This is a genomic window from Georgenia sp. SYP-B2076 (assembly GCF_003991205.1).
GTDB lineage: Bacteria > Actinomycetota > Actinomycetes > Actinomycetales > Actinomycetaceae > Georgenia.
Window position 1 is genome coordinate 322985 of the sequence record NZ_RXOZ01000031.1, and the last position, 18734, is coordinate 341718.

12 protein-coding genes are annotated in these 18734 nt (G+C 70.6%); 6 read left to right on the plus strand and 6 right to left on the minus strand.

What is annotated here, in order from left to right:
• From EJK16_RS12615 to EJK16_RS12625, 3 genes are all read right to left on the minus strand, one after another.
• A partial coding sequence (locus EJK16_RS12615) for a LamG-like jellyroll fold domain-containing protein (protein ID WP_164737337.1) occupies positions 1 to 3782 on the minus strand: 3782 nt, incomplete at its 3' end.
• 494 nt (positions 3783 to 4276) lie between these two features.
• Positions 4277 to 4981, minus strand: coding sequence for a hypothetical protein (locus EJK16_RS12620; protein ID WP_127129811.1), 705 nt, complete (start codon positions 4979 to 4981; stop codon positions 4277 to 4279).
• Positions 4978 to 6276 carry a hypothetical protein gene (locus EJK16_RS12625; protein WP_127129813.1) on the minus strand — a complete coding sequence of 433 codons (1299 nt, stop codon included), beginning with the start codon at positions 6274 to 6276 and terminating at the stop codon, positions 4978 to 4980. The genes EJK16_RS12620 and EJK16_RS12625 overlap by 4 nt, the downstream gene beginning before the upstream one ends.
• Positions 6277 to 6470: 194 nt before the next feature.
• Between EJK16_RS12625 and EJK16_RS12630 the strand changes: the two genes are divergently transcribed.
• The 3 genes from EJK16_RS12630 (at position 6471) to EJK16_RS12640 (ending at position 9104) form a co-directional block, all read left to right on the plus strand.
• Positions 6471 to 7430 carry a GDP-L-fucose synthase gene (locus EJK16_RS12630; RefSeq protein ID WP_127129815.1) on the plus strand — a complete coding sequence of 320 codons (960 nt, stop codon included), beginning with the start codon at positions 6471 to 6473 and terminating at the stop codon, positions 7428 to 7430.
• An 80-nt stretch (positions 7431 to 7510) separates the two neighbouring features.
• Positions 7511 to 7975: a DapH/DapD/GlmU-related protein gene (locus EJK16_RS12635; protein ID WP_240646010.1), complete on the plus strand. Its 465-nt coding sequence runs from the start codon at positions 7511 to 7513 to the stop codon at positions 7973 to 7975.
• A 1-nt stretch (position 7976) separates the two neighbouring features.
• Positions 7977 to 9104 (plus strand): glycosyltransferase, encoded by a 1128-nt coding sequence (locus EJK16_RS12640; RefSeq protein ID WP_127129819.1) that lies wholly within the window; start codon positions 7977 to 7979, stop codon positions 9102 to 9104.
• A 1423-nt stretch (positions 9105 to 10527) separates the two neighbouring features.
• Here the strand turns inward: EJK16_RS12640 and EJK16_RS12645 are convergent.
• Both EJK16_RS12645 and gmd read right to left on the minus strand, forming a co-directional pair.
• On the minus strand, positions 10528 to 11757 hold the full coding sequence (locus tag EJK16_RS12645) for a glycosyltransferase (protein ID WP_240646012.1): 1230 nt from the start codon (positions 11755 to 11757) through the stop codon (positions 10528 to 10530).
• 8 nt (positions 11758 to 11765) lie between these two features.
• The gene (gene gmd, locus EJK16_RS12650) at positions 11766 to 12743 is read right to left on the minus strand and encodes a GDP-mannose 4,6-dehydratase (RefSeq protein ID WP_127129821.1); all 978 of its coding nucleotides are present in this window, start codon (positions 12741 to 12743) and stop codon (positions 11766 to 11768) included.
• Positions 12744 to 12955: 212 nt separating this feature from the next.
• Here gmd and EJK16_RS12655 point away from each other — a divergent pair, with 212 nt between their 5' ends.
• The 3 genes from EJK16_RS12655 (at position 12956) to EJK16_RS12665 (ending at position 18305) form a co-directional block, all read left to right on the plus strand.
• The gene (locus EJK16_RS12655) at positions 12956 to 14476 is read left to right on the plus strand and encodes a polysaccharide biosynthesis tyrosine autokinase (RefSeq protein WP_127129823.1); all 1521 of its coding nucleotides are present in this window, start codon (positions 12956 to 12958) and stop codon (positions 14474 to 14476) included.
• A gap of 190 nt (positions 14477 to 14666) precedes the next feature.
• Positions 14667 to 15314, plus strand: coding sequence for a low molecular weight phosphatase family protein (locus tag EJK16_RS12660; protein ID WP_164737338.1), 648 nt, complete (start codon positions 14667 to 14669; stop codon positions 15312 to 15314).
• Positions 15315 to 15368: 54 nt separating this feature from the next.
• The gene (locus tag EJK16_RS12665) at positions 15369 to 18305 is read left to right on the plus strand and encodes a LuxR family transcriptional regulator (RefSeq protein WP_127129827.1); all 2937 of its coding nucleotides are present in this window, start codon (positions 15369 to 15371) and stop codon (positions 18303 to 18305) included.
• On the opposite strand, the gene EJK16_RS12670 is transcribed toward EJK16_RS12665, so the two are convergent.
• Positions 18302 to 18730, minus strand: a complete 429-nt coding sequence (locus EJK16_RS12670) for an adenylyltransferase/cytidyltransferase family protein (protein ID WP_127129829.1) — start codon at positions 18728 to 18730, stop codon at positions 18302 to 18304. The genes EJK16_RS12665 and EJK16_RS12670 overlap by 4 nt on opposite strands.
• Between the last annotated feature and the right edge of the window lie 4 nt (positions 18731 to 18734).

An 18734-nucleotide genomic window follows, 5' to 3' on the forward strand; every position in this document is an offset into this window, starting at 1 on the left:
CGCGACGCGAGCTGGTTCAGCGCCCCGAAGTTGGACCCGGGCTCGGACTGACGCACCACCGCATCAGCGGTCGGTGCGAGCACCACCGTCACCGGCTGCGCCGCCGGCACCACCGTGGCGGTGGCCTGGGCCGACGCCTCGGAGAGGTTCCCAGCCGCGTCCGTGGCCACCACCCGGTAGTACCAGGTCCCGGCCGCCACACCGGTGTCCGTGAAGCTCGTCCCCGAGACCGAGCCGATCTGCGTCGTCGCCGACGGGGTGAACCCGTCGGTGTCCGAGCGGTGCACCGTGTAGCCGGTGACCCCGCGGTCATCCGAGGATGCCGACCAGCCCAGCGTCACCACATCCCCGCTCACCGCCGCGGTCACGTCCGCCGGCGCCGACGGCGCCGACGTGTCCGGTGCCGCCACCGTGGCGGTGGCCTGGGCGGACGCCTCGGAGAGGTTCCCAGCCGCGTCCGTGGCCACCACCCGGTAGTACCAGGTCCCGGCCGCCACACCCGTGTCCGTGAAGCTCGTCCCCGAGACCGAGCCGATCTGCGTCGTCGCCGACGGGGTGAACCCGTCGGTGTCCGAGCGGTGCACCGTGTAGCCGGTGACCCCGCGGTCATCCGAGGATGCCGACCAGCCCAGCGTCACCACATCCCCGTTGACCGTGGCGGTCACGTCCGCCGGCGCCGACGGCGCCGACGTGTCCGGTGCCGCCACCGTGGCGGTGGCCTGGGCGGACGCCTCGGAGAGGTTCCCAGCCGCGTCCGTGGCCACCACCCGGTAGTACCAGGTCCCGGCCGCCACACCGGTGTCCGTGAAGCTCGTCTCGGAGACCTCGCCGAGCCGCGTCGCGGCCGACGGGGTGAACCCGTCGGTGTCCGAGCGGTGCACGACGTAGCCCGTGACGGCGACATCGTCGGTCGCGGGCGACCACGACAGCACCACGTCCTGGTCGACCGCACCTGCGGTGAGGTCGGCCGGCGCCGTCGGCGCCGTCCGGTCGGGCGGCGTGCTCCCGGTGCCCAGCGTGTGGTGGTTAGCCACCTGCTCGGCCGTCAGCGTGTGCCCGTAGACCGCCACCTCGTCGATGCGGCCGGCGAAGTTGACCCCCGCGGGCTGGTTGGGCCAGCCGTTGAGGTTGTCCCCGCCGACCCGCCAGTAGCCTGTGTAGCCCTGGTTGGTCGTCTGGCTGTCGGTGCCGACCAGGATGCCGTCCACGTACAGGGCCAGGCCGTCCGGGCCCTGGGTGCCGACAACGTGGTGGGGCTGCCCGTCGTTGTACTGCCTCGTCGAGGTGATGGTGGCGGCGTAACCGGCGTACACGCCGAAGACGAGGCGACCGTCGTTGGTCATGTAGATCTGCTTGTCGTAGTTGTTGCTGAGGCCCTCAGCGGCGTTGCCGAACCCGATGAGCTTGCCGCCGGACGTGGTCGTCGTGGAGAACCAGGCCTCGGTGCTGAACCGCGCCGGGGACCCGGTGCTCGCGGTGGACCGGATACGGCCCTGGTCGCTGCCGTCGAGCGCCATGGACGTTCCGGAGGTGATGGCGGGCGGCTGCCCGAGCGTCACGCCGCCGAGGATCTGTCCGGTCATTCCGTACAGGCCCGAGTCAGCGGCAACGTTCCCGCTGGTCTCGTCCAGGCGCCAGTACAGGTCGGGGTCGTCGTGGTACACGGCCGCGCCGTAACCGTCCGACGGCGCCGCCGGCACGTCAGGCGTTCCGCCGGCGAGCGTGTAGTGCTGGATCACCTGCTGCTGGGAGAGGACGCCGGGGTAGATCGCCGTCTCGTCGATGAGGCCGTCGAAGAAGTTCGAGGCGGGCTGGTTGGGCCAGCCGTTGAGGTTGTCCCCACCGGTGCGCCACGATCCGCGGTAGGCCTGGGCGTTCGTCACCGAGTTGCGGCCGACCCGCTGCCCGTCCACGTACAGCGCCATGCCGGCCGGGCCCTGGGTGGCGACCACGTGGTGCCACTGGCCGTCGTTGTAGGGCTTGCTCGAGGAGAGCGTCTGCGCGCCACCGGTCCAGACGCCGAAGGTGAGGCGGCCGTCGTTGTTCATGTAGATGTGCCGGTCGTAGCTGCCGCTCAGCGGGTTCTGCGGGGGGTTGTGGGTGGTCGGGATCGCGTTGCCGTAGCCCAGGATCTTCCCGCCCGAGGTGGTCGTGGTGTTGAACCAGGTCTCCGCGGAGTACGTGGTCGGGCCCTCGGCCAGGTTGTCGCTGTACGCGTAGGCCGAACCGCCGAAGTCCATGGCGTAGCCCGGCTCGCCGGGCACCGCGTTGGCGGTGGCCCGGTAGCCCGGGCTCTGCATGTACTGCGGGTTGCGGTCGCCGGGCGAGGAGTCGGCGCCGTAGCGCCCAGCAGCCTCGTCATAGCGCCAGTAGAGCGTCGCACCGTCACGCAGGACGGCGGAGGCATAGGGCACGTCCGCGCCGGCCGCCCGGACGGAGACCGCCGCGGACTGGGCCGACGTGGTCGTCCCGTCGCTGACGCTGACCCGGTAGCTGTACTGCGTGCCAGGCACCGCTGTGGTGTCGGTGAAGGACGCCTGCGGCAGGTACCACCACCGCGACTCGGCCCGCACCTGGCCGATCTCCGCGCCGTTACGGAAGACGCGGTAGGTGAGGTTGCCGTCGTCGGGGTCGAGAATGGTGCGCCAGCGCACCTTCACGGTCCCGGTGGTGAGCGACTCCGCGGTCGCCGACGGGGTCGCCAGGGTGCCGGTGTCTGGCCCCGCCGGGAAGCGGGTCAGGCCCTGCTGCGGGGCACCGTTCGTGCGGGTGAACTCCCCACCGACCCACAGGACCTTCTGACCACCGGCGCGGGCAACCGTCAGCGCACGCGGGCCGATGCCCTCGCCGTTGCCGTCGTTGAGCTCCGGGCGCCAGGCGAGCATCTCGGCGTTGTCCGTGCGCTGCGCCGTCAGGTAGATCCGGCGGCCGTCGGGGAACCACCCCATGGAGGAGCAGTCGTGGTGGTGGTTCGCCGCGTACAACGTTCCCTCGTCGACCACCAGCGCCTGGGTCGCACCCAGGCAGTTGTTGCGCCAGCGCTGGTTGAGGTCGGAGTAGTTGATGGCCAACGAGCCGTCGAACACGCCTCCGCCGGTTCCCTCGTTGCCGACGTAGAAGCTCGTCGCGTCGGCGGTGATCGTCTGGGTCGTCGAGGTGTCCGGGATGAAGCCGCGCGGGTAGTTGCGCACGTTCTGCCCCGTCACCGCGTCGACCGCGGCGATGGAGTGCGAGTCCTGTCCGTTGACGGTGAAGAAGTCGCCCCCGATCAGGACCACGGACCTGTCGGCGGAGACGGCGACGGCCTTGCCGAACGCGTCCGCGTTCGCGGTCCATGGCAGTAGCGCGCCGGTGCGGGCATCGAAGGCGGCGAACCGCTCCCGGACCTGACCACCGACCGTGCGGAACTCACCGGCGGCGTAGATCACGTTCTCGGTCACGGCCAGCCCGCGCACGATCGAGGAGATCGCCGGCGTCCGGAAGGGCGTGACCGTGCAGGTCGCGACGTCCAGCGCGGCGATGCGCGCGACGTTCACCCCACCCACGGCAGAGAAGTTCCCACCGATGTACAGGGTCCTGCCATCCGGCGAGGTCGCCAGGGCCCGAACCGTCGCCGAGGCCCCGCCGAGCGTGACGTCGGGGTTGCAGGACGCCGGCGCTCCGGTGCCCGCGTTGAAGCTCACAAAGTTCGCCTCGGCCCGCGCCGTCCCGGCTGCGCCGTCCGGCGGTCGAATCTGGGAGAAGCTGCCCCCGGCGAAGACCGTCCCACCGGACTGGGCCAACGCCCACACGGTGCCGTTCGTCTGCCATGTGGGTGCGTTGTCCGCCGTGAACGCCACACCCTCGGACAAGGCGTCCGCCGTCGGTGTGCTTGATGGTGCGACCAGGGAGCCGACCGCCAGGAGCGCTCCGGCGAGGAGTGATCCGACTTTTCGCATAGTGACCTCTCACAGTTGCAGGGTCCGTGCGTTTGCGCCGCCACGGGATGCCCAGCGGATCGCCGCCTTGAGGACTGGCGCGACCCGTAGGCAGAGTGTCGAGGCGGCCGCACCGTCGGCGGCCGAATATGACCGGGGGAATGCGGCAACTGCGGTTTCTTTGCGGTTCCCCGCGCTACCCCGTGCCGACGGCGTTTCTCGCGCCGCCCGGGCCGGCACAGGGCCATTGCCACGCAAGCGCACCGGATACGCACGTGCCGGCGCGTGGGCACCTGGTGGCGCGGCCGAGGCGGCCGGGCAGTCGGTCGCCGCCCAGCACGAAGGGGCCAGTGCTGGGGCTAGAACGCCTTCTCGACCGTCTCGCCCGTCTCCGGCACGAAGACCCGGTGCGTGTGCGTCTCCGCGCGGGCGAACCAGCTTCCCTCGACCTCCCCGACGCGGCGTGCGGGCACCCCGGCCCACAGGCCGGGCTCTCCGCCCGTGCGTGCACGCGCCAGGACCGCGCCCGCCGCCAGCAACGACGACGACGGCAGCTCGGCTCCGCCGACGATGAGGCAGTTCGTCGAGACGAAGCTGCGCGGCCCGATGGTCACCGGATGGGCGAGCTGGGCGTCAGTGCGCACGTCGACGGAGTGCGTGAGGATGGTCGTCCGGTGGCCGGCCACGGCAGCGAAGTCGCCGATGGTGACGGGTCCGGAGCAGTCGACCGAGTGACGGCTGGTCAGATAGGAGTGGTCCCCCAGCGTCATGGACGCGCCCGAGGGGTAGAGACGCCCGTATACCGGGTGGGCGGAGATGAGGTTCATGCGGCCGATCGATGCTTCCCGACCGAGCCGCAGCAGGCGGACATTCTTGACCACGTTGAATCGCCCGATCCGGCTGCCGGGTCCCATCTCGACCGTTCGCGCGCGCCAGACGAGGCTGCACCGCGCGCGCGCTGTCGCGTGCACGCGGTGCCCCACGGCACGGAGCATGGCGTTCTTCGCCCCGCTCGCCGGCAGCAGCCAGACGATGAGGAGGACAACGTCTCGCAGTCGGCTCATGAACGACCCTTCCCTTGTGCATGTGGCCGTGCCACGGCAACAGGCCCGGCCGACGTGGCCCTGCGCAGCCCGAGCAGACACAGCACGACCCTGACCATCAGGCCCGCGACCATTCCCGACAAGGCCCCCACGGTCCCCCACTGGCTGGCGAGCAGCACGACCAGCAGCAGGCCCACGGCGGAGCCGAGGGCTGTGACGCGCGCCATGTAGTCGAGGCGTCCCACGGCCACCAGGCAGGCACGAGCGGCCACGGACTCCACCAGGCCGACGCCGAGGACGGCGGCCATGAGGGCGATGGCCGCGGGGGGCACGCTGATCTGCCCGCCGCCGAGCCACTCCACGAGGAGGGGGCCGCCCAGGACCAGGCCGGCCGCGAGAACGAGCGCCGCGCCGGAGGTCGCGACGAGCGCCACCGACACCCGGCGGGTGAGGGACCTGCCTGCCGCGCGAGGTACCCATCCCTGCAGGACCGTGACGAACGGCGAGATGGCCGCCGAGACCTGCCGCTGCAGCTTGTCGATGACGGCGAACTGCGGCTGGGCCGGCGCGGCGACGAACCCAACGATCACGATCGGCAGCGCGCTGTACATCGAGGAGACCGCGCTGGACAGCACTCCGTCTCGCTGCTCCGCGAGGACCCGCACGACCTTGCGCCGGGCACCGAACGAGGCGCGGGCGCGGCCCCACAGGATCCAGGCACTGCACAGGATGACGCCGCCTGCCATGCCGGCCAGCTGACCCCACAGGCCCGCCGCCGCGTCCGCGCCGCCGTTCATCAGCAGGATTCCCGCCACCGTGCCGGTGAGGCGCGGGACGGTCTCCAGCAGGAGGAGGAGGTATGGGCGGCTGAGGCCGACGAAGTACCAGCTGGCCGTGAGCCCCACCGTGGCCGAGGAGAGCGAGCCCAGCATCGCGAGGCCGGTGTGGTCCAGGGCGACGACGGCGGAGACTCCGGCTGCGACCCCGGCAACAGGGGCGAAGATCACGAGGCGGACCGTCAGCGACTCGCCGTACTCCACCACTCCGCCCGCACGGCCGCTCCTGGCGATGCGCGCGGGCCCGGTGACGACCCAGCCGTAGGCGATGACGACGGCGGCGACGGCGCCAACAGCCTGCCCCGTGGCGATCGCGGCCCAGGCTCGTGGGCCGCTGGCCGCGACCATTGCGGGGATCACCATGAGCGAGACGACGGCGAGCAGCGCCATGCTCAGTCCGAACCCGAACATGCGCGAGAGCCCCGCGGTGGCGGCGCGCGCCGCGTGGCTCTCGCGCACTGCCCGTAGCCGCCTGCTCATGCGTGCCTTTCTGCGTGCGTCGAGCGCGTCGGCCGGGAACCCTGCCGCGGATGGATTCTTGCGGCCCCCGGGCGGCCGCGGCCATGCGTGCGAGAGTAGTTGTTCTGCCCATTCCCGGGCGCGGTTTCGACGACCAGACGAATGAGTCGCGCAACCCGCTCCGTGAACGCCGTCGATGATTTAGGTTGGCGATCATGACCCCGACCACGCCGCTCGACCGCGATGCCGTCGTCTACATCGCGGGCCACCGGGGGCTCGTCGGCTCGGCCGTCTGGCGCCACCTGGAAGGCCGTGGATTCTCGCGCCTCGTGGGGCACACCTCGGCAGAGCTCGACCTGCGGGACCGCGATGCGGTGGAAGCCATGATGACCAGCGTGCGTCCCGAGGTCGTCATCGATGCGGCCGCCAGGGTCGGGGGCATCGGGGCGAACAACGCCTATCCGGCCGACTTCCTGTCGGACAACCTTCGCATCCAGGTCAACCTGATGGACGCGAGCGTGGCTCAGGGCGTGGAGCGCTTCCTCTTTCTCGGGTCGAGCTGCATCTATCCCAAGTTCGCGGAGCAGCCGATCCGGGAGGACTCGCTCCTGACCGGTGCGCTGGAGCCCACCAACGACGCCTATGCGATTGCGAAGATCGCCGGGGTCCTCCAGGTTCAGGCGCTGCGACGCCAACATGGTCTGCGCTACATCTCGGCCATGCCGACGAACTTGTACGGGCCCGGTGACAACTTCCACCCCCATCACTCCCACGTGCTGCCCGCGATGATCCGCCGGTTCCACGAAGCGGCTCGTGCCGGCCTGCCGTCGGTGACGTGCTGGGGCAGCGGTACGCCCCGCCGGGAGTTCCTCCATGTCGATGACCTGGCGTCGGCTTGCCTCTTCCTGCTGGAGACCTACGACGCCCCTGAGCCCATCAATATCGGTGTGGGTGCCGACATGACGATCAGCGAGCTCGCGGAGACGGTGGCCCGCGCCGTCGGCTACACGGGGGCGATCCAGTGGGACCCCAGCAAGCCGGACGGCACACCCCGGAAGCTGCTCGATGTCTCGCGGATGTCCGAGCTGGGATGGCGGGCCACCATCCCGTTCGAGGAGGGGCTGCGCTCGACGTACGAGTGGTTCCTCGAGCACGAGCCGGTGGTGAGGCGGTGACCCCCGAACCCCGTCGCCTCGGCCGGTTCACCGGCGTCGGGTACGACAAGGGGCGCGGCCCGGCAGCCCAGGTCGCCTGGATGCTGGTCTCGGGCGCGGTCGTGACCCGGTGGTGGTGCCCCCCGTCGGTCCGGGCACGAATCCTGCGCGCGTTCGGCGCGTCCATCGGTACCGGAACCAATATCCGTCACAACGTGCGCATCCACTGGCCGTGGAAGCTCGAGGTCGGTGACGACACCTGGATCGGTGAAGGTGCCTACTTGCTGAACCTGGAGCCGATCACGCTCGGCTCCGACGTGTGCATCTCCCAGCAGGCCATGCTGTGCACCGGGAGCCACGATGCGCGCTCGCCGTCCTTCGAGTTCGACAACGCGCCGATCGTCGTCGAGGACGGCGTCTGGGTGGCCGCCCGCGCGACGGTGCTGCGCGGAGTCCGCGTCGGTGCGCGCGCGGTCGTCGGCGCGACGGCGCTCGTGACCAGTGACGTGCCGGCCGATGCCGTCGTCCTTGGCGCGCGCGGCGTGACGCGCACGGAACAGCGCTGATATGCGGATCATCTCCGTCGCCACGCTCTTCAGCCCGGACGGCGCCTACGGCGGCCCCACTCGCGTGGCGGTGAACCAGGCGGCTCAGCTGCGTGCCCTCGGCCACGAGGTCATCATCGCCGCCGGCGCTCGGGGCTACGACCGACCGCCCGAGCACATCGAGGGTGTTCCGGTACGCCTCTTCCCGGCCAGGACCGCGGTCCCGGGCGCCGGCTTCGCAGGACTCGCCTCCCCGGGGCTCCACCGGTGGCTCCGCCGCGCGATGCCCGGGGCAGACGTGGTGCACGTCCACGCGGCCAGGGACCTCATCACCCTCCCGGCGGCCACGCTCGCCCGCCGTCTGGGTGTGCCGTACGTGCTGCAGACCCACGGCATGATCGACCGGTCGTCGCGCCTCCTGTCTCGTCCGGTGGACCGTGCTCTGACCCGGCCCGTCCTGCACGGTGCCGGGGCGGTCCTGTACCTGACACCACGGGAGCGCAGGGACCTGCTGGCCGTGAGCGGCACCGCCCTGCCCCTGGTCGAGATGCTCAACGGTGTACCCGTGCCCCCCGGCGCCGCGACGGTCACGGGGTCCGAGGTGCTGTTCCTGGCCAGGCTCCACGCCCGCAAGCGTCCCACCTTCTTCGTCCGGATGGCGCACCGCCTGCACGACGAGTTTCCGGACGCCCGGTTCTCCCTTGTCGGCCCCGACGAGGGGGAGGGAGCCGTGGTAGCGCGGCTGATCGCCGGCTCCGCGGCACCGGTCACCTGGGAAGGGCCGCTCGCACCCGAGGACACGTTGGCGAGGATGGCGCAGGCCGCCGTCTACGTGCTGCCCTCGATCGACGAACCCTTTCCCATGTCCGTCCTGGAGGCGATGGCGCTGGGACGGCCGGTCGTCGTGACCGAGTCGTGCGGGCTGGCGCCGCTGATCCGCGATAGCGGCAGCGGCATCGTGACCGACGAGGGACTCGACGCTCTCGTCGACGCCGTACGGGCGCTGCTCGCGGATCCCACCGCGGCCCGCCGGATGGGCGAGGCGGGCGCCGCCCTGACCCGCGAGCGCCTGAGCATCGACGCCGTCGCCGGCCGCCTGGTCGCTGTGTACGGCGAGGTGCGCGAAACCCGTTCGCGGCTGCGCGCCTGAGTGCGCGGACCGAGCCGAGTCCGGCGGGCGGGAGCCCGGACCGCCAGCACGCAGGCCACCGACACGGCGAGGGTGCCGGTGGCCTGCAGCAGCGAGCCGCGCAGCAGGATCACCATGTAGAACGGGAAGACGGCACCGACCACCGACCACAGCTGGCCGGTACCCGTCAGCGCCGTGGCCACCCGTACGTCGAACCGGTACAGGAGCCACCCGATGGCAAGGAAGCCCACGAGCAGGAGCGCCACGCCCCCGTTGATGAGGAGCTCAGCCCAGAGCGGCGCCGAGAGATTGTCGAAGGTGTAGCCCCGGTAGTCCGCGAGGAGCACGCCGGTGTCGACAGACTTGCCCGGCCAGACGGCCCGCGGCACCCAGAAGAACAGCACACCGAGCGCTTGCATCCCCGGCTTCAGACCGACGTCGCGGAGATAAGAGACCGTGTTCGCGATCTGCCAGAACGCGTCGTAGTCCGGATTGTTCATGTACTCCGCGAAGAATCCTCCTCGGTCGAGGTTGACGACATCGGTACGGAAGGCGTCCGCGAGGGGAAAGACGAAGAGGAACGCGACGAGCGTCGCCACGAGCGACAGTCGGCTACGTCGGCGCGTGGCCATCGCCCCCGCGAGAACGACGAGCGCAAACCCGACCGTCCCGAAGTCGTACCGGGCGCTGCTGATCGGATTGACGACGACGAGGAGGACGGGGACGGTGACGAGGAGCGCGAGCGCGTAGTGGTTGCCTCGGGAACCGGCCGCCGCGCGCAGCCGGGCGAAGGCGCCCGAGGCGATCAGCAGCGGGTAGGACGCGGCGGCCATGACGATGGAACGGACGGCGAGGTCGGGCAGTGCGGCACTGCGGATGTCGAAGGAGGAGTACCTGCTCATGAACAGGGTGCCCACGCCGATCTTGGAGACGTAGTAGGCCGCAGCCACCAGCCCCACCAGGGCGACGGCCACGGCCCGGCGTCCGTCCACGGCGTCGCCGGGGATCTCCGGGGGATCGATGCGCCTGCGGCGTCGACGGCGCCCGAGCCACCGCCCCGACTCGTAGGCGATGAGCCCCAGCCAGACCACGGTGGCGGTCGGCACGTCGAGTGCGGGATGCATGCCCGGCGTCGTGGTCGACAGCTGCCCGCTGCGGATCTGAGCGGTGGGAGCGAGCCCGAGAAAGATGTAGGTGAACAGCCAGAAGATGAAGTCGAACAACTTCGGCCGCCCGTCCACCACCCTGTACGACAGCCGGATGCCCGCCCACACGATGATGGGGCCGGTGAGGTACCAGCCCGCGCTGCGCCCCTCGTCGGGTACCTCGCGCACGAGCAGCAGCGGCAGCAGACCGCTGAGGATCGCGGCGCAGACGGCGAAGGCGGCGATGGACGGACCGACACGTCGCCAAGCGCGCCGTGAGTGCCGATGCCTGAGACGCGTCATCTCTCGTCGAGGAGCCGCCGGGCGAAGTCTCGATAGCGTCGTGCGGCCGCCTCCCTGCCATATCGGCGCGCCCCCATCGCGGCGGCTGCCTCGACCAGATCGGCGCGACGTTGATCGTCAGCCATGAGCCGCTCCACATGGGCGAGCAGCGCCACCGCGTCTCCCGGTTCGACGAGTGCGGCCGCGCTGTCCTCCTCGAGCACCGCGCGGGTGATGCCAGATCGTTCCACCGCAGCGAGCACGGGTCGACGCGCGCTGACGTACGACGTCAGCTTGCTGGGCAGGCTCATCTGGAGGACACCTGGCCGCTCGTTCAGGAGCAGGACGTCGGCCGCCGCCAGCACGTAGGGATACTCCTCCGCACTGACCGGGTCGACGAAGCGCAGGTTCCGCACATTCCTGCCGAGGAGCTCAAGGTCATCACGCTGGTTGCCGTCCCCGACCAGCACGAAGGTGACGTCCAGACCCTTCTCCTGCGCCACGCGTGCCGCCTCCACGACCGACTCGAGCCCCTGCTTCATCCCCATGTTGCCGGTGTGGACCACCAACGTCCCGCCTTGTGGCCAGCCCAGTCGCTGCCGTGCCTTCATCCTGTTCATGTTGACGGGATCGATGTGCGTGAAGTTCGACAGGTCCATGATGCGGCGGCCCGCCACCCCGTGCTGGCGCAGCAGATCGCCGAACCTGGGCGTGATCACTCCGACGACGGCGGCGCGTCGCATCAACGCGTGCTCGCCGTGCGAGATGAGGCGGGCGAGCCTCCGGCCCGTTGTCCCGGACTCGCCCGCGCCCGCGCCGGTCATGTCCTGAACGACGACTCCCACCGGCCGCCCCCGGGCGCCGACAAAGGCGGCGGCGGCGCCCGAGAGCGACGGCGTGACGGCGATGATCGCGTTGGAATCGTCGGCGCGGACCTCGCGCGTCGCGCGGATGAAGAACTCCGCCTCCATCCGCATGCGGCCGAGGAGCGTGGCGCGCGCCGGTACAGAATGAGCGACCCTGGTGATCTCGACGCTGCCGAGGCGCTCCCGCCACCTCCGGCCAGACCGGTACCGCCGGTCGGTCACCCTCCACTGGGGATAGTGCGGGATCCCCGTGATCGCCCGCACGCGCGCGCCGCCCTCGGCCAGGCTGTCAGCCATCGCCGTCGTGTATGGCGCGATACCGGTGGCCTCGGGGCTGTAGTTGATGCCGACGACCAGGATCCGTTCCCCGGACGCCTCCACCGCGCCACTCACCTCAGTGCAGTGACTTCGGCGTCGGTCATCAGGGCGGCCAGGTCCGGAGCCAGCACCTGGGCGCGCCAGTCGAGATCTCGCTCGGCCTTGCCCGCGTCGCCGATGAGCGAGTCCACCTCGGTGGGCCGGAGGTAGCGCTCGTCGAACTCCACGTGCTTCTCCCAGTCGAGGTTCACGCGGTCGAAGCAGAATCCGAGGAAGTCACGGACGGTGTAGGGCACGCCTGTCGCCAGGACGTAGTCAGTCGGCTCATCAGCCTGGAGCATGCGCCACATGCCCTCGACGTACTCGCGGGCGTATCCCCAGTCGCGGACGGCGTCGAGGTTGCCCATGAAGAGCTTCTCCTGCTTGCCGGCGGCGATGGCCGCTGCCGCCATCGCAATCTTCCGGGTCACGAACGTCTCGCCGCGTCGCGGGGACTCGTGGTTGAAGAGGATCCCGTTCACCGCGAACATGCCGTAGGCCTCGCGGTAGTTCCGCGTGATCCAGTAGGCATAGACCTTCGCCGCCCCGTACGGGGAGCGAGGGTAGAAGATCGTGTTCTCGTCCTGAGGCGGGGGCGCCGCCCCGAACATCTCCGAGGAGCTCGCCTGGTAGAAGCGCGAGGGCAGGCCGATCATCCGGAGCGCCTCGAGCAGGCGGGTGGTGCCGAGTCCCGTGGTGAGGCCGGTGAACTCCGGCTCGTCGAACGAGACCCGCACGTGCGACTGCGCCGCGAGGTTGTAGACCTCGTCCGGCTGGATCCCCTCGAGAAGGGTGACGAGCCGCGAGCCGTCGGTCAGGTCACCGTAGTGAAGGAACATGCGCGCATAGGAATCATGCGGGTCCTGGTAAAGGTGGTTGATTCGCGCGGTGTTGAACGTGGAGGCACGACGGATCAGCCCGTGCACCTCGTACCCCTTTTCGAGCAGCAACTCGGCCAGGTATGAACCGTCCTGGCCGGTGATCCCGGTGATAAGAGCCTTTTTAGGCACGGGGGCGCTCCTCGCTATCAATGTGCTGATGTGGTCGGAACGATAGCGGCCGGGCACGGTTCCCGGGCCGGAACCGGCACGGGATTTTCGGGCCTGCCGCGGCAATCTCCATCGAGGGGCGATTACCACCCCGCTGGGGAAGTCTGCTGTGTGAGAATGCGGTCCTTGGGTGCACGCGCACCCGGACACGATCTGCTGCGAAGGGCGGCCGGGTGGAGCTGCGCGACTACGTGATGCTGGCGAGGGCGCGCGCGCTCACGCTGGTGACGTTGTTCCTGCTCGGTGTCATCGCGGCCGGCGGCTACGCGCTGCTCAGTACACCCGTCTACACGGCCACGGCGGAGGTCGTCGTGATCACGCAGCGAGGTAGCTCCGCGCAGGAGCTGGTGCAGAGCGGCGACTACTCGCAGAAACAGGTGCGTTCGTACAGCGCGATCGCGCAGCGACCCGTCGTCCTGGGGCCCGTCATCACCGCGCTCGGGCTGGACCTGTCCACGGCCGAAATGGCGCGGAAGGTCTCTGTGACGTCTCCGCTGAACACCGTCCTCATCTCGATCGCGGTGTCCGACCAGGACCCTGAGACGGCCGCGCGGATCGCCAATGCCATCTCCCACCAGCTTGCCGTGGTGGTCGCGCGCCTCGAGCCGGCTACGGCGACCGGAGCCCCGAGCGTGCGGTTGGAGCCGATTCGGTCCGCCGAGCCTCCTCAGTCGCCGTCGGCGCCCCGGCTGAAAGTCACCCTCGCGCTGGGTGCCGTCGGCGGGCTCGTCGCGGGCGTGTGCGTGGTGGCCCTGCGCGAGGCACTGAACACCCGGGTGCGCAGCGTGGCGGACATCGCCTCGATCGTCGATGCCGCCCCGCTCGGCACGGTGACCTTCGACGTCGGCGCCGAAGGTCGGCCATTGCTCACGGACACCGCGGATCACTCGCCACGCGCTGAGTCCTTCCGGCAGATCCGCACCAACATCAAGTTCCTCGGTGCGGTAGAGCCTCACACTGTGCTCGCCGTGACATCGTCGGTTCCGGGAGAGGGCAAGAGCACCACGGCCGCGAACCTGGCCATCACTCTCGGGGCGGCCGGCGAGCGCGTCTGTCTCGTCGAGGCGGACCTCCGGCGTCCCCGGCTTGCTCAGTACCTCGGCCTCGAGGGTGCCGTCGGGCTGACGACGGTCTTGATCGGGGACGCCCAGCTCACCGACGTGATCCAGCCGTGGGGAGAGAGGGGGCTCGATGTCCTGCTCTCGGGGCAGGTACCGCCGAACCCGAGCGAGCTGCTCGGCTCCGAACGCATGGCGGCACTTCTGACCGAGCTGCGCGCCTCCTATGACACCGTCATCATCGACTGCCCCCCATTGGTGCCGGTCACGGACGGGGCCCTGATGGCCAAGGCGGCCGGTGGCGCGATCCTGATCGTTGGCTCGGGGAAGGCCGACCGCAGGGACCTGGCGTTCGCGGTCGAGACTCTTGAATCCATCGGCGCGCCGATCCTGGGCACCATCATGAACATGGTCTCGCCACAGGAGCACGCCCGTCAGACCTACGGGTACGCGCCCACCGCTCCTCCCGCACCCACTGCGCCCTACGAAGGTCTCGCGCACGCCGCCAGGCGGGGCCCGGGAGGTGGGACGAGGAGTCCCGCTCACGCGACGCCCCCCTCCCACCCGGTCGACGCCGCGGCCCCGGACGGCCGCAGCACCGCGGAACGGATGGACGACTCCGGACGCGTGCGATAACCCTCTGGCACGACGCGCCGGGTGGTAGCCGGCCCGCCTCCACCGACTCAGCCGGTCCGGTCCGGTCAAGCATGCGGAAACGATGCGGTTATTCCCCCGTGCACAGGGAACGGGTGGTGCGACCCTTGAGCGGGTCGGCCGGTCTCCCTACCGGGCCCCACCTCTGGAGGCAGACATGACACATGCCGCCATGCCCCTCGAGGCCCGTCCGGACAAGGCAGCCCGATACTCCGTCCTCGTCGTATCGACCCACGACGTGGCCCGGTCCGTCGCAGCACAGGCGCTCCTCCTGGCGACCGTCGGCGACGCCGACATCTCGGTGGCCAGGGCGGGATCCCGAGCCATCGCAGGACAACCCCCAGCCGAACGGATGCGGACGCTGCTTCAGGCGCGCGGCCTCGAGCCCGCTGAGGCGACTTCCACGCCCCTCACCGCGCCGATGGTCAGAGATGCCGACCTGGTCCTCGCCGTTGCACGGGAGAACCGCGCGGCGGCCGTCTCCTTGGCGCCGGATGCGGTGCGCAGGTCTTTCACGCTCCGTGAGCTCGCGCGGCTGGCATCGTTGCTCGCCTCGGACGGCCTGGGCGACGTACCCGCGGACGCAGACGTCCGGGCTCGTCTGAGCCTTCTCGTCGCCGGCGCCCCCCTCGCTCGCACGCGAGCCGTCCGTAGCCCGGAGGACGACGACGTGGCGGAGCCCCGGCGCATGCCGGGCTACCGACGAGCCCTTGCAGAGATCGACGACGCAGTCGCGGCCATCGTCGCCGCCGCGTCGTCACCACGGACCACGAAGCCGGCTCCTCCAATTCCGTCGCGAGACCTCTCGACGCCGCAATAACAAGACGCCCGGCAAACCGGCCGTCACGGGACGAGTTCTCAGTACGATGCACGGATGGATGACGCCGCGGAGAGAGGGGATGCGGCGTCACGCCTGATCGGCCGTAAGAATGAGATCGCCAGGATCCGGGACCTCGTCACACGCCTCGCGGGCGGCCGCGGGAGCGTGATCGTCCTGCTCGGCGAGCACGGGATCGGAAAGTCCACCCTCCTCCGCGAGGCGATAGCGATGGCCGGCCGGACGGTTTCCAACGTGCGCGGAATGCACGTGCCGGCCGGGATTCTCCAGAACGGTTCGGTCACCTCCCTCACCAGGATTGTTTCCAGCGGCTATCCGTTCGATGCTCCGGTCGCCACCGGGATTCTTGATCGGATGATCGACAGCGACGGTGCTGTCGCCCTGGACGACCCGGAGGTTCTGCGAGCCGCCATCGGCATCGCCCGGCAGGCCAGCGCCGAACGGCCCATGATCCTCACGGCCGAAGACGTCCCGCTCGAGGTGGAGGGCCTCTTCACCGCCCTCACGTCACTGGCTGCCGCCATCACGTCGATGCCCGTCCTGGTCGTGGTGACTGCGTCTCACCTGCCTGGCACGGCCTTCGAGTCGAGCCCCGCCGGGTCCCTGTGGGTCCACCACGTGCCACCGCTGACGCCCGACGAGGCGGCGCGGCTCGTGCGCGCCCACCATCCCCAGGTGCCGAACTTTCTCGCGCACCAGCTGGGCCAGCTCACCGACGGCAACCCCGGGGACGTCCTCGAGGTGTGCGACCTTCTCGACGAGGATCAGTGCAGGGCCGCGTCACCGCTGCCTGATCCTCTCCCAGGCACTCAGGTCTCCTCCGGGATCTACCGCCCCTGGTGGAACGGTCTCGACGCCCAGCAACGCTCCCTCGTGCTGTGCGCGGCGGTGGCCCTCACGCCGAAGGCCGAGCTGCTCGAGGCGACCTCCACCGTGGCGGTCGGTGATGTTCCCGGCCCCGACGGGCGGTCGGTGCTCCGCCATGGTGCAGATCGCATCGTGTTCAACCGGCCACGCCTTCGTTCGGCGGTGCTCGCCGTCACGCCCTTCCACGAAGTTCGCCAGGCGCACAGAACCCTCGCGGCGCACGCGGCCGACGGCACGATCGAGCAGGTGTGGCACTCCGTGGAGTCCGGCGCCACGCCCTCGCCGGGAGCTGCCGCACTCATGGAGCGCGAGGCACGGATCGCGCTTGACGAAGGCGAGCTCTCCCGGACGCTCCGGCTCGTCGAAGCCGCCCTGAAGCAGGCGGAGCCTGGCGCCGACCTCGCGGGGCTCCCCCTCCTCGGGGGCGTCGCAGCCTCCTTCGCGGGGTACCCGGGGCACGCACTCCCGCTCCTGAGCGCCGCCCTGACCCTCGCGACCGACAGCGAGACGCTGCACCGGGCCGCGACCGCCTTCGTCCTCACGAAGGCCGGCTGGGACCGGGCAGTGCCGCTGACCCGCGCCGGAGCCATGATCGCCAGGCTGACGGAGACGAGCCCGGACGCTGCGGCGTCGCTCGCCTGTCTCGTGGCGCGCTTGTGCTGCGAGTACGGTGACGACCGCTCGGCCGAGGAGCTCCTCCAGCTGGCGGAGCGCCTCGCCGGCGACCTGGCGGGAGACACCGAGCCGCGCCGCGCGACGGCCACGAACCTGCCTGACGAGCTCGATCTCACCCGGGCCGTCGTCCTTCGCTCGCAGGGCCACCGGCCACCCGCGCTCATGCTGACCGGGCTCGGACAGCCGGCACCAGGAATCGACGTCGCCGACTGGGAGCGTTCCCTGACCTACGTCGCCCTGCTCATCCGCGACGGGCGGTGGCAGGAGGGACGTGCCGGCCTGCTCGATCTGCAGCAGGCCACCCGGCGGTACCCGGCCAGCTGGGCCGCGGCATGGACGGCCTCTCTCACCCTGGAGATGCACCTGTCCACCTGGGACCTCCACGGAGCTCAGGAGATCGTCGCCGGCTCCGTTCGCGCGACGCCGCTGCACGTGGTGCATGGCGGCATCGGCCTGTGTGTCGTTGCCCGCACGCTCGTCCTGCTGGGCAGGGACGAGGAGGCCGGGACGTGGCTCGACGAGGCCGCTCGCCTCGCACGTCAGTCGAGGCTGCCGGCTCTCGTGGCGGAGGTGGCACGCGTGCGGGGCATGCGCTCGCTGCTCGGCGGCAGGAACGCCGAGGCCGCCGCACACCTCAACGAGGCCCTGGCGGGGCACACCCTGGCCGCGGACACGCTGACCTCCGTGCGGGTCGCCGCCGCGGTCGCCACCTACCGCGCGCATGGACAAGGTGACACGTCGGTGCCTCTCAGGATGGACCACCCCGACGCGACGCCGCCGACACCCCGAACGGATGTGAACGCCCCGGCACGGTTCGCATCGGTGGTCGGTCCACTGCTCGACGCGCCCCACGACGACGTCGTCGCCCTCGCGGAGGAGGCGGCCGACATGGCCCGCTCGCTGCCCTACGCGGGCCAGGAGGCCGCTGTGCTCGAGCTCGCCGAGGCCATGCTCGGCGCCGTGGGTGCAGATCCGCACTCCCCCCAGGTAGCGCCGAGGACGCCCCTCCACTCCCCCGGCAGTACCCAGGAGCGTCGCCTGACCCTGCTCCGCCGTGCGCGCGAGCGCTACCGGGCCGCGGGCGCCTCCGCGTTCGTCGCAGCTCTCGACGACCGGATCGCGGCCACGACTGCCACGACGACGGACCGCCCCGCCGTCGACGGGGCGCGCCTGACGGACGAGGAGCGCCGCATCGCGACCCTCGTGTACCGCGGCGCGTCCAACAAGGAGGTGGCCGGCTCGCTCTACCTGTCCGTGCGTACCGTCGAGCTGAGACTGACGCACATCTATCGCAAGCTCGGCATCGGATCACGCCGGGAGCTGCGGCAGATCCATGCGCTGGGAGACCCGACCGCCGGCGACGGCGGTCCGCCGGCCTCATTCCCCCGGAAGCCGGCTGAGCCACGGGGGCTCATCGACAGCGCGCGCTAGCCGTTTGCCGCCGTCAAGAAGTTCCGGAGCATCGTCGACGACGTCCAAGGCGTGTAGGGCAGGTAGACCACCGAGGCTCCCACCTCCGCCATCTCGGCCTCGAGGCGGGCTCCCTTCGGCGTGCCCTCCCAGTCGGTGCCCTTGAACAGCACGTCGAAGGGATGAGATCGCCAGGCGATGCGCTTGTCCTGCGAGACGTCCGGCACCACGTCGTCGACGAAGCGGAGGTGGGACACGATCTCCATGCGCTCCCCGAACGGGATCACCGGGGCCCGCCCCTTCATGGTGACGAGTGCCTCGTCCGTGGCAACGCCGACGACAAGACGATCACACCTCGCCCGGGCGGCTCGAAGGATGTTGAGATGCCCGATGTGCAGCATGTCGAACCCGCCCGGCACATAACCTTTGAGGTCGCGATCTGTCACAGCG

Coding starts and splice junctions, on each gene's coding strand:
- EJK16_RS12620 (WP_127129811.1), bottom strand. CDS start 4,981: ATGAGCCGACTGCGAGACGTTGTCCTCCTCATCGTCTGGCTGCTGCCG.
- EJK16_RS12625 (WP_127129813.1), bottom strand. CDS start 6,276: ATGAGCAGGCGGCTACGGGCAGTGCGCGAGAGCCACGCGGCGCGCGCC.
- EJK16_RS12630 (WP_127129815.1), top strand. CDS start 6,471: ATGACCCCGACCACGCCGCTCGACCGCGATGCCGTCGTCTACATCGCG.
- EJK16_RS12635 (WP_240646010.1), top strand. CDS start 7,511: ATGCTGGTCTCGGGCGCGGTCGTGACCCGGTGGTGGTGCCCCCCGTCG.
- EJK16_RS12640 (WP_127129819.1), top strand. CDS start 7,977: ATGCGGATCATCTCCGTCGCCACGCTCTTCAGCCCGGACGGCGCCTAC.
- EJK16_RS12660 (WP_164737338.1), top strand. CDS start 14,667: ATGCCCCTCGAGGCCCGTCCGGACAAGGCAGCCCGATACTCCGTCCTC.
- EJK16_RS12665 (WP_127129827.1), top strand. CDS start 15,369: ATGGATGACGCCGCGGAGAGAGGGGATGCGGCGTCACGCCTGATCGGC.